Source organism: Pedobacter sp. UC225_65, assembly GCF_042698365.1.
GTDB lineage: Bacteria > Bacteroidota > Bacteroidia > Sphingobacteriales > Sphingobacteriaceae > Pedobacter.
On the sequence record NZ_CP170550.1, the window covers coordinates 1,421,009 to 1,432,212 of the forward strand.

Consider the following 11,204-nt stretch of genomic DNA (forward strand, 5'->3'; position numbering starts at 1 on the left):
GATAGCGGAAACAATGAAGTCAAGTAGATAACAATTGCACATTGAACAAAAAAAGTCTCGACAAATGCCGAGACTTTTTAATATTTTAAGATTTGAATTAACTCAGTTCAAACTTGTAACCCACACCTTTTACAGTGGCTACGTAGTTTTCTCCTAGTTTTTCGCGTAGTTTTCTGATGTGTACATCGATGGTACGGTTGGTTACCACTACCGAATCTTCCCAAATGTTTTTCAAGATCGATTCTCTGGTATAGACCTTGCCTGGTTTAGAAGCCAATAGGTACAATAGTTCAAATTCTTTTTTGGCCAAAACTACCTTTTCTCCATTTTGGAAAACCAGATAAGCTTCTCTATCAATTACCAAATCCCCTATTTCAACCTTGTTATCCGACACTTCTTCTCCACTTGAGTTTCTACGAAGAATGGCGTTTGATCCTACTTACCAATGCTCTTGGTTTAATTGGCTTAGCGATATAATCATCTGCTCCTACATTAAATCCAGCAATTTCAGAATACTCTTCACTTCTAGCAGTTAAAAACACCATAAATGTATTTTTAAACTCTGGAATTGCCCTCATTAAGCGGCAGGCCTCTATCCCATCCATTTTAGGCATCATAATGTCTAAAATAATTAAGTCGGGATGTACCTTTTTTGCAACTGAAATCCCATCCTGACCATTATTTGCTAAAAATACCTGATAACCTTCTTTTTTGAGATTGTACTCAATCAGCTCTAAAATATCTGGCTCGTCATCAACAATTAATATTTTCTGCTTGGCTGTGCTCATTGCTTTGTTTTATTTATTACGAAAGTAAGTATACAATTGCAATATTGGGTTAAAATCAGGTTAACAAATTGTTAAACCACTTAATTATTTTAACATTAAATATGTTTTAAGGTAAGGTTTTATTTAAAAAAGCATCCAAAGCCTCGCCCCTTAAATCTTTGGCAATGATTTTTCCGTTAGGATCGATCAAGAAAGAACTCGGAATGGCTTGCACTTGATAAAGTCTTACTGTAGTACCCTCAAAATCAGCCAATTCACCTGCATGGTTCCAAATCAAGCCATCTTGTTTAATGGCCTGCTCCCAAGCGTTTTTATCTTTATCCAAAGAAATTCCAAGAATGGTAAAATTTCTGTCTTTAAAGGTATTGTAGGCTTTAACCACATTAGGATTCTCTTGTCTACAAGGTCCACACCACGAAGCCCAAAAATCCAACAGCACATATTTACCTTTAAAATCTGTTAGTTTGATGGTTTTACCATCTAGACCATTGATGCTAAATTCTGGTGCTGGTTGTCCAACCTGTACCGCTTTTAATTTGGCAATACCTTCAACAAATGTTTTAACGGCTGTATTTTTCTTTAAATCATCACCTACTTTTTCTGCATAGGCTATCATTGCATCTTCATTACCTGAAGGATTGACCATGCTGATCGCGTAAAAACTAACCAAAGATTTGGTGTTGTCTTGTGCGAACTTGATCACCGCTTTGTTCAGGTCTTCCAGTGCTTTCATATAAACTGGTGAAAGTTGTGTTACCAATTGCTCGCGTTGCTCAGGATGTGCAGCTACCTTCTCATCAAAATCAGCTTTTATCTTTTCAATGTTCGAAGTATATTTAAATTTCAACGCATTAAACTCGGTCAGTTTATCTGCATCTTCTGCCCCACTGATCTGATAATCATGGTTTTTGTTATTGAGGTCGGCGGTTAATTTAACCACATCTCCATTTTTGGCAATCACCAAATATTCGTTCATGCCCACATTGATACGATAAAAATCGGCTTCTGGTGCCACCTTGGTAAATTTAAACTCTCCCTTTTCTGACAGTACCGTCGAATCTAACAACTGCATGTTGTTGCTTGCCATACCATATAAGTAAACTTTCTTTTCAGTGCCCGGGTTTTCAAATTTACCTTCAACAGTGAACTTTGATTTGTCTTTACAAGCTGCTAAAACCGCAACCAGTACAAGTAGATAACCTAATTTTCTCATGTAATCTGTATTTATTGTTTTTGATGGTGTAGCAACCTATTAAAGTAGGCAACTGTCATCTATTTTAATTTTTCTATCAACAAGTCATTAATTTTTTTCGCATCTGCCTTTCCTTTGGCCAACTTCATCACTTCGCCAACAAACAAGCCTAAAACGCCTTTTTTACCAGTTTTATAAGCTTGTACTTGTGCTTCGTATTTGGTCAATACTTCAGCTATAAATCCATCTAGTGCATCATTATCTTCAACGATCAATAAGTTCAACTGTTGCGCCAAAGCTGCTACATCATCTCCTACATACGTTATTAAGGCAGGCAACAGTTTTTGCAAAGCGATGGCCTGACTTATTTTTTTATCATCAACAAGGTTAATTACTGCAGCCAATTGGGCCGGTTTAACCTGATACCCGCTAATGGTGCTATTTTGTTCGTTCAACAATGCCCTGATCGGGCCAAGCAACCAATTGACCAAACTTTTCTGTGTTTTGATGGTGGCTTTTGCAACAGTAAAATACTGATAAAGCTCGGTATCTTCTGCCAACATATTTGCCTCTGCATGACTAATACCCAATTCTGTAACCAACTGTTTGGCCAGCTCTTTTGGCAAAGCAGGCATGGCAAGTCTTATTCGGCCAACCACTGGTCACTAATGGCAATGGGCTGTAAATCCGGAATCAGGAAAATAACGATAGTCATTGGCCTCTTCCTTGGTACGCATGGGCGATGTGGTGCCTTTATCTGCATCAAAGTTCAATGTGCTTTGGATGATCTTGCCACCTCCATCAATCACTTCAACCTGACGGTTAAATTCGAACTCCATTGCCCTGCGTACATTGCGAATAGAGTTGAGGTTTTTCACCTCGCAACGTGTACCAAATGCAGTACTTCCTTTTTCACGGATGGAGATGTTGGCATCGCAACGCAACGACCCTTCTTCCATATTCCCATCGCTCACATCCAAATGGCGTACCAATTGCCTGATTTCGGTCAACAAGGCCGATGCTTCTTCTGCACTACGGATATCTGGCTCTGTTACAATCTCGATCAAAGGAACGCCAGCCCTGTTCAGGTCTACATAAGAATATTTGGCATCTTGGTCATGTAGGCTTTTACCTGCATCTTCTTCTAGATGTATCCTATTGACCCAATCCGTTTTTCTTCGCCATTGGCCAAGGTTACGTTCAGGAAACCATTTTTGCAGATTGGACTATTGTCTTGGGTAATCTGATAGCCTTTTGGTAGATCGGCATAGAAATAGTTTTTTCGGTCGAAAAAGTTGTATTGGTTGATTTCGCAATTCAAGGCCAAACCAATTCTGATGGCTTTTGCGACTACTTCTTTGTTTAATTTGGGCAACGCACCGGGCAAAGCCAACGATACTGCAGAAATGTGTTCATTTGGTCCTGCACCAAAAGTAGCACTATCCGAAGAAAATATTTTTGATTGTGTATTTAACTGTACATGTATCTCTAAACCAGAAACCAGCTCATATTTTCTTTGGTCGGCACCTAAACTCATATCAAATGTTACCTTTTTAATTCTATTGTACAGGCAAAGATAGTTAAATAGTGTTAAAACAAGGTTAGCAATTAAACTACCAGTTAGGGCTATGGTCTATTTAAGTAATTCACAACAAAAGAAACCTTTTAATTACAACGACATGAAAAAGTTATTTTTATTTGCTTCAATATTGATGGTTTCATTATTTAGCATCAACAAAGTACAGGCACAAGTTAGTTTGAATATCAACATTGGTTCGCAACCCGTTTGGGGCCCAACAGGATATGACCATGTAGATTATTATTACTTACCGGCCATTAATGCCTACTATTATGTACCTACAGGACAATATATCTATTCAAATGGTGGGCGCTGGGTTTGGGTGAACAACCTACCTGCCCAATACAATAATTTTGATCTGTTTGGAGCCTATAAGGTAGTGATCAATAAACCTAGACCTTATCTGCACAATGATATCTACCTCAACAAATACAGTGGATATAAAAATTATGTGGGCAGACAAACGATCATTAGAGATAGCCGCGATGCCAAATATTATGTAGTAAAAGGCCATCCAAACTACAATGGCAACAACAATAGACCAGTGAAAGTAACACGCCCACGTAACCAACGTCCTGCACGTGCAGAGCAAAACAACGGAAACCATGGCCGCCCAGAAAGAGGCAACAGGTCTAATGATAAGCCAGAAAGAGGACATCATTAATTAGAAAAAACAGTGTTAAAAAAAGGGCTTTAATTTCAAATCTCTTTTTTTGTCTCTGTCCTTAGTAGTGTTCTGGCATGGTGTTTGAATTTATCTATACACACATTAAAACGAAATCTTATGAAAAAGTTCATCCTTTTAGCTGCGTTAGGAATCACAGCAGCTATGTATCAACCAGCAAAAGCCCAAGTTAGTGTAAACATCAACATCGGTTCGCAACCACAATGGGGACCTAGAGGTTATGACTATGTAGATTATTATTACCTACCAGAAGTACAAAGTTATTACCATGTACCTACAAAACAGTTTGTTTATCTAGACAGAAACAGATGGGTACACCGCAAAGCCTTACCTAGCAGGTACCGTCATTATAACCTTTACCAAGGTCAGAAAATTGTGATCAATAAACCTAGACCTTATCTTCAACATCATGTGTATCAAACCAATTACTCTAGGGTTGATAGACGTTATGAAGTAAAAAGTAGAGGCAGAGATAAACATTATTATTCAAAACGTGATAAACACGATAACCGAAGAGCAGACCATCGTTCTAGGCACTAAACAGAAAAGGCTCCTGATTGGGAGCCTTTTCTGTTTTAAAATCTTTTACCAATGGTAATACCTACCCTAGGGTAAGCTTCTATCAGCCTACGGCTACCAAATACACGGCCAACACCTGTATAAACTTCGCCTAAAAAGCCATTTCGTGTAAGGAACTTCGCTCCGGCAGCTGCACCAAGACCAAATTGTGTTTTGGTTTCCCAGTTACGCGAATGCATACCTCCACTTGGATAATAATCTGTGTAGTACAATTGTGTGTAATCCCTATTGCCCATCAGCGCTGCATTTCCTTCTATAAAAAAGCCATTTGCTTTTTTACCACCAAAATAAAGTCTGTAATGTGGCATAATGATATACTTGTAATCTACATCATCCTCAGAAATCGATACACCAGCAGTTAGCCCAAGGCCCATGTTGTCTCCTATCAAGCGCTCGTAGGTAATTTCTGGTGCGCCAATAATCGTCATCAATAAGTTGAGTTTTAACTCATTGTTACCACCGTGCCCAATGGCTTCGGATCTTTTCTGGATGCTTTTAGATAGGCTATCTGTTTGCGCCGATACGATTAAAGTAGAGGCTAACAATAAGCCTAAAAGTAAAATTTTCTTCATTTGTTATATTTGGTTAAATTATGGTTTATCTAAATAAGACGATTGAAATAGAAAAAACGCTACAATAAGCGGGTGTCTATTTTAAAAAGTCTTCTGCTTTAACCAATACTTGTGCTAAACCAGCCGCATTTTTACCACCTGCTGTGGCATAAAATGGTTGACCACCTCCACCTCCTTGAATTTCTTTACCTAGCTCACGCACAATTTTTGCCGCATTCAACTGCTCACTTACCTTATTCTCGGCAATCATTACCGTAATGCCTGGTTTATCATCAATTAGGGTCGTAAATACCAAATATAGATCTGGCACCAAAGCTTTAACCTCGAAAGCCAGGTTTTTAACTGCTTCAGCATTTGGAAGATCAACATGCGTGGCAATAAAATTGACCCCGTTTATGTTTGTTGCTGTTGCTGCGATGTCCTGCTTCATATCGCCAGCTTTGGCCAAGATGCTCTTTTCTACTTCTTTTTTAAGACGTGCATTTTCTTCGATCAAGGCTTGTACGGCTGCACTAATATTCTGGCTACCTTTTAACAAACCCTTCAACTGGCTTAGCTCATTGCTCTGATTGACAATAAATTGCTCTGCTTTATCTGCTGTAATTGCTTCGATACGGCGTACGCCTGCAGCCACGGCACTTTCTGATATAATCTTAAAATAACCAATCTGTCCGGTTGCTTTAACGTGAGTACCACCACAAAGTTCTTTCGAGAAATGGTCATCAAACGTGATCACACGCACAAAATCTCCATATTTCTCTCCAAACAATGCGGTTACACCCGAATTGATAGCCTCATCGTAAGGCACATTGCGTTGTTCTTTTAAACGGATATTGGCTCTGATCTTTTGGTTAACGATGTGTTCGATCTGTGCCAGGTCCTCATCACTGATCTTGGCAAAGTGCGAGAAGTCAAAACGCAGGTTGTCTGCATTGACCAAACTTCCTTTTTGGTTCACATGCGTACCCAACACTTTTTTCAATGCGGCATGCAACAAGTGGGTGGCTGAGTGGTTATCTTCTGTTAACACCCTTCTGTCTTCATCAATCACCGCCCAAAACTTACCCTCTACATCTGTAGGTAAAGTATCGGTATAGTGAACGATTACTCCATTTTCTTTTTTGGTATCGGTAATCTCTACCCAAAACTGACGGCTATGGTCTTCTAGGCGACCAGTATCACCTACCTGACCACCGCTTTCGGCATAAAATGGCGTTTGACGCAATACAATCTGGTATTGTTCTTTGCCTTTTGCACTTACTTTACGGTATTTTAAGATCTCCGTCTCTATTTCAGTATGGTCGTAACCTATAAATTCGGTATCGTTGTCTTCGTTTACAATCACCCAATCTCCAGTATCAATGGCCGTAGCAGCACGCGAACGGTTCTTTTGTTCGGCAAGGGCCTGATTAAAGCCATCCATATCTACTGTCCAGCCTTTCTCACGGGCCATTAATTCAGTTAGGTCTATCGGGAAACCGAAGGTATCATAGAGTTCAAAAGCGAAATTTCCGTCAATTGAACTTGTTGTCTCATATCTTTCAAAACGTTGTATACCTGTGGCTAAGGTCCTTAAAAAAGAAACCTCTTCTTCTAACACTACTTTTTGTACAAATTCCTTCTGTAGGTATAATTCATCAAAAACACCTTTAAATTGATCGGCCAAAACAGGCACCAATTGGTTTAAAAAAGGCTCTTTTAAGTTTAAGAAAGTATAGGCATAACGTACGGCCCTACGTAAAATACGACGGATCACATAACCAGCTTTATTGTTCGAAGGCAATTGGCCGTCGGCTATGACAAAAGAAATGGCCCTGATATCATCCGCCATTACACGCATCGCTACCGCTTCATTCCATCCTTTATCGCCCGGCTCAGCACTGCTGATGTATTCAAAACCAGATTTTTCGGCAATAAATTGGATCAATGGTTGGAAAACATCGCTATCATAGTTCGAGGTTTTGCCTTGCAGCACACGTACCAAACGCTCAAAACCCATTCCCGTATCCACATGTTGTGCTGGTAAAGGTTTCAAGGAACCATCTTTTACACGGTTGAACTGCATAAATACATTGTTCCAGATCTCAATTACCTGTGGGTGGTCTGCATTCACCAAATCTTTACCGCTTACGGCATTTCTTTCGGCCAAGGGGCGACAATCGACATGGATCTCTGAACAAGGTCCACAAGGGCCTGTATCGCCCATTTCCCAGAAATTGTCTTTTTTATTCCCTAAGATAATACGATCTTCGGGTACAAATTGTTTCCAAAGCTCAAAAGCTTCAGTATCTCTTGGCAAACCTTCTTTTTCGTCTCCTTCAAAGATGGAAACATATAATTGGTCTTTAGGGATTTGATACACTTCGGTCAATAATTCCCAACTCCAGGCAATGGCTTCTTTTTTAAAGTAATCGCCAAAGCTCCAGTTGCCCAACATCTCGAACATGGTATGGTGATAGGTATCGATTCCCACCTCTTCTAAATCGTTGTGTTTGCCCGAAACACGCAAACAACGTTGCGTATCGGCCACACGGGCATATTTAATGGCAGCTTCTCCTAAAAACAAATCTTTAAACTGGTTCATACCTGCATTGGTAAACATCAGCGTTGGGTCGTTCTTAACCACAATTGGTGCCGATGGTACGATATGATGTTGTTTACTTTTAAAAAAATCTAAATAGGTCTGTCTAATTTCTTTTGCTGTCATTCTGTTGGAAAATTAAGACAACAAAATTAAAATTTTATTGCGGTATTCTACTAAAATCCCTTTACATTTGAATACTTTAAGTAAAAGCTACAAACAATTCATAATCAGATTAGAACATGCCATACAAGGAAAGAGAAATTAATAAAATGTATTATACGATGGGCGAGGTTACCGAAATGTTTGGCGTAAATGCTTCACAGAATCAGATTTTATGAAAAAGAATTTGATGTACTCCAACCTAAGAAAAACAAAAAAGGAAATCGGCTTTTTACGCCAGAAGATATCGAAAACCTGAAGATCATTTTCCATTTGGTAGATGATAAAGGCTTTACCTTAAAAGGTGCTAAAGAACATTTAAAAAACAACAATAGTGAAGTAAAGGAAAACCAAAAAGTAATTGCTTCTTTAGAAAAACTAAAAGATTTCTTATTGAAACTAAACGAAGAAATCTGATCACATCTTATGACCAAATACATCTCTTGCATCCTAATAGGCCTGTGTCTGTCTTCTTGTTCAAATGCCCAAACCGACAAAGTTTTAGCTACCGATAGCTTACTTAAGATAAATGTATTGCAAAGTGACCTTGATAAGTATATCGGGTATAAAAAGTTTACGGATACAACAGGAAAAACAGCAGACTACCTAAAAATCATCCGAAATGCAAAAATAAGGATGTCTGGATATTTTATCAATGCAGAAGGCAAAGGCCTTACTTATGAAGATGCAATTAAAAGATCAGAAGCCTTCTTCGAATTGAAGAACATGGTCAACAAGGTATTGGTGGTTAAAAGTGAACGAAAAATGTACCTATTAAAGGATGGAAAAACTGTTAAAACATTTTCCATTGCCTTAGGTCCAAATCCGGTAGGGCAAAAACAATATGAGGGCGATGGCAGGACGCCAGAAGGCACCTATACTTTAGATTGGCAGAGATGGGAAACCCCTGTTTTTCATTCTTTTCATATCTCCTATCCCAATCAACAGGATATCGAACGCGCCAAAAGCAAAGGTTTGACACCTGGCAGCAACATTATGGTACATGGTACTTCGAAAGGCATTAAGAAAAAGAAAGATTGGACAAATGGTTGTATCGGCCTTAACAATACCGATATGATAGAATTTAGAAGAATTGTTTTTCAGGATACTCCAATCGAGATCACTAAATAACAATCCTTCCAATTCAACAATTTAAAATCATAGGTAAGTCTTAATGTTTTGATCGCTATAGGAAATCCTATGCTTATTTCTTTTCTTGTTCTGGATTTACAACTGCCAAATTCAGTTGGTTGTTCTTGAACAACAGGTTCATATCCAATTTAACCTCTGCATTGTCTTTTAAAACAGCTGAGCTAAATTTAGAATCTTTATTGTAATCTTTTAGTTTAATCGATTTTGTACCAAAAAGCGAAATGCTTTGATCTTCATTCACCGTAAAACTAAAATCAAGCTCTGTTCTGCTACTTACCCCACCTACATCAAGTATACCTACAATATGGATCAATCTCATGGTAGGCAAAACCATGACATGGGTCAACTCAAAACCGATGCTATCATTTGCCAATAATTCTCCCAAAGGCAGATTTGAATTGATCATTGGCATTCTTAGTTTAAAAGCAGTGATATCATCCAATGCTCCATCTTTAATGGTAAAGCTCCCTTCTGCATTGATGGCATTGGTACTTCCCATTGCTGTAAAGTTGTTTTTGGTAGAATCTACAGACACTTTGATCTGCGAATCTCCTTCTATCTTATAATTACTCTGGGCGCTAGCATGCTGCAGAACCATTGTACTGATCAAAGTCAAGAAAAACAGGGTAGTGCTTTTAAGGTAGGTTTTTCGTCTGGACGAAAATGTGTAATTGTTTTTCATATATTAATTTTAAGGGTGAGTATCTCGCTAGTATTCAATAAATATTTTTGCATTCCATTTATTGCGTGCCACAAATCTAATCTAGCATTATTATTTTATAATTTTCAAAATTTTTAAAAAAATATTTTTTCTTGTTGCGCACAAAATTAGCTAAACATTATAATAAACCAACTAATTATGAACACATTAGCTTTCATAAAGTTTTAAATATTTTTTTCAACATCTTAAATAATAATTTTTGGTATAAAAAATATTGAGTAATTATTTACTCAATATGTAGAATTATATACACGTTTTGTGGAATTATTTTCTCTGTATTAATTTACTGTTAAATAGCTGATACTACAAGGTTATCATTCCGGACCTTTATCAATTTAAGATTTCAGGTCAAACAATATGCATTGGTAGACTGTTTTTAAAAAATCAAATCAATAGACATGAGATCAATTTGGAAAGGTGCTATCGGTTTTGGACTGGTCAACATCCCTGTTAAACTTTTTTCTGCCGTACAGAGCAGTAACCTGGACTTAGACATGCTCGATGAGCGCGACCATGCAAAGATCAGGTTCCATCGGGTAAACGAAGACACCAATAAAGAGGTGCCTTATGAGAAGATTGTTCGTGGTTTTTTCTTGAAAGACAGATACATTGTGTTGGATGAACACGATTTTGAGGAAGCCGCACCCCGAAAAGAACAAGCTCATCTCCTTAGAAAACTTTGTAGACATCAAAGACATCAACCCTATCTATTACGAAACTTCTTATTATACACAACCAGAAAAACAGGGTGTTAAAGCCTATGCACTCCTATTAAAGGCCTTGACCAAATCTAAAAAGGCCGGCGTGGCAAGGTTTGTATTACGTAATACGGAAAATCTATGTGTGACCACCCTATGGACAATGTACTTGTGGTGACCAAAATCAGGTTTGAGCAAGAGATCCGCAACATCAACGAAATCAAAACTGATACGGCAAGCATTACCAAAAAGGAAATGGATGTAGGCTTGGCCCTGATCAAACAGTACAGTTCTGAATTTGACATCTCTTCATTCAAAGACGATTACAGTGCATCGCTTTTAAAAATCATCAAAGCAAAGGCGAAAGGCAAACGCACCATCGTTAAAAAAATGAAACCACAAAAGGCAACAAGCGACAACCTTTACGACCAATTGATGCAGAGTTTAGGTGGATCCCAAAAAGAGGGCTTGACCGTAAATTGATTTGGAGCCATT

8 protein-coding genes and 4 pseudogenes are annotated in these 11,204 nt (G+C 38.3%); 5 read left to right on the forward strand and 7 right to left on the reverse strand.

What is annotated here, in order from left to right; all coding sequences use genetic code 11:
* Positions 1–97: 97 nt before the first annotated feature.
* From ACFJIZ_RS07485 to gatB, 4 genes and pseudogenes are all read right to left on the reverse strand, one after another.
* Positions 98–788, reverse strand: a pseudogene (locus ACFJIZ_RS07485) (response regulator transcription factor).
* A gap of 106 nt (positions 789–894) precedes the next feature.
* Entirely contained in the window at positions 895–2,001 is a 1,107-nt protein-coding gene (locus tag ACFJIZ_RS07490) for a redoxin domain-containing protein (protein WP_379091853.1), read from the reverse strand.
* A 59-nt stretch (positions 2,002–2,060) separates the two neighbouring features.
* The gene (locus ACFJIZ_RS07495) at positions 2,061–2,615 is read right to left on the reverse strand and encodes a hypothetical protein (protein WP_379091854.1); all 555 of its coding nucleotides are present in this window, start codon (positions 2,613–2,615) and stop codon (positions 2,061–2,063) included.
* Positions 2,616–2,645: 30 nt separating this feature from the next.
* A pseudogene (gene gatB / locus ACFJIZ_RS07500) lies at positions 2,646–3,517 on the reverse strand (Asp-tRNA(Asn)/Glu-tRNA(Gln) amidotransferase subunit GatB).
* Between the two features lie 142 nt (positions 3,518–3,659).
* Between gatB and ACFJIZ_RS07505 the strand changes: the two are divergent.
* Together ACFJIZ_RS07505 and ACFJIZ_RS07510 are read left to right on the forward strand one after the other, a co-directional pair.
* Positions 3,660–4,223 (forward strand): hypothetical protein, encoded by a 564-nt coding sequence (locus tag ACFJIZ_RS07505; RefSeq protein WP_379091855.1) that lies wholly within the window; start codon positions 3,660–3,662, stop codon positions 4,221–4,223.
* Between the two features lie 120 nt (positions 4,224–4,343).
* Complete coding sequence (locus tag ACFJIZ_RS07510; RefSeq protein ID WP_379091856.1) at positions 4,344–4,784, forward strand: hypothetical protein; 441 nt, start codon at positions 4,344–4,346, stop codon at positions 4,782–4,784.
* Between the two features lie 35 nt (positions 4,785–4,819).
* Here the strand turns inward: ACFJIZ_RS07510 and ACFJIZ_RS07515 are convergent, their stop codons facing one another.
* Complete coding sequence (locus ACFJIZ_RS07515; RefSeq protein WP_379091857.1) at positions 4,820–5,395, reverse strand: hypothetical protein; 576 nt, start codon at positions 5,393–5,395, stop codon at positions 4,820–4,822.
* Between the two features lie 76 nt (positions 5,396–5,471).
* Entirely contained in the window at positions 5,472–8,102 is a 2,631-nt protein-coding gene (gene alaS, locus ACFJIZ_RS07520) for an alanine--tRNA ligase (protein WP_379091858.1), read from the reverse strand.
* Between the two features lie 116 nt (positions 8,103–8,218).
* Between alaS and ACFJIZ_RS07525 the strand changes: the two are divergent.
* Together ACFJIZ_RS07525 and ACFJIZ_RS07530 are read left to right on the forward strand one after the other, a co-directional pair.
* A pseudogene (locus ACFJIZ_RS07525) lies at positions 8,219–8,555 on the forward strand (MerR family transcriptional regulator).
* A 9-nt stretch (positions 8,556–8,564) separates the two neighbouring features.
* The gene (locus ACFJIZ_RS07530; RefSeq protein WP_379091859.1) at positions 8,565–9,269 is read left to right on the forward strand and encodes a murein L,D-transpeptidase family protein; all 705 of its coding nucleotides are present in this window, start codon (positions 8,565–8,567) and stop codon (positions 9,267–9,269) included.
* A gap of 73 nt (positions 9,270–9,342) precedes the next feature.
* Here ACFJIZ_RS07530 and ACFJIZ_RS07535 read toward each other — a convergent pair whose 3' ends face one another.
* A complete protein-coding gene (locus ACFJIZ_RS07535; RefSeq protein ID WP_379091860.1) occupies positions 9,343–9,972 on the reverse strand; it encodes a hypothetical protein in 630 nt (209 codons plus the stop codon).
* 437 nt (positions 9,973–10,409) lie between these two features.
* On the opposite strand from ACFJIZ_RS07535, the pseudogene ACFJIZ_RS07540 reads away from it, so the two are divergent.
* Positions 10,410–11,192, forward strand: a pseudogene (locus ACFJIZ_RS07540) (Ku protein).
* The last annotated feature ends 12 nt before the right edge of the window (positions 11,193–11,204 follow it).

Bases quoted from the DNA above. Each gene is read 5' to 3' on its own strand.
- ACFJIZ_RS07490 (WP_379091853.1), bottom strand. From the start codon at position 2,001: ATGAGAAAATTAGGTTATCTACTTGTACTGGTTGCGGTTTTAGCAGCT.
- ACFJIZ_RS07495 (WP_379091854.1), bottom strand. From the start codon at position 2,615: ATGCCTGCTTTGCCAAAAGAGCTGGCCAAACAGTTGGTTACAGAATTG.
- ACFJIZ_RS07505 (WP_379091855.1), top strand. From the start codon at position 3,660: ATGAAAAAGTTATTTTTATTTGCTTCAATATTGATGGTTTCATTATTT.
- ACFJIZ_RS07510 (WP_379091856.1), top strand. From the start codon at position 4,344: ATGAAAAAGTTCATCCTTTTAGCTGCGTTAGGAATCACAGCAGCTATG.
- ACFJIZ_RS07515 (WP_379091857.1), bottom strand. From the start codon at position 5,395: ATGAAGAAAATTTTACTTTTAGGCTTATTGTTAGCCTCTACTTTAATC.
- alaS (WP_379091858.1), bottom strand. From the start codon at position 8,102: ATGACAGCAAAAGAAATTAGACAGACCTATTTAGATTTTTTTAAAAGT.
- ACFJIZ_RS07530 (WP_379091859.1), top strand. From the start codon at position 8,565: ATGACCAAATACATCTCTTGCATCCTAATAGGCCTGTGTCTGTCTTCT.
- ACFJIZ_RS07535 (WP_379091860.1), bottom strand. From the start codon at position 9,972: ATGAAAAACAATTACACATTTTCGTCCAGACGAAAAACCTACCTTAAA.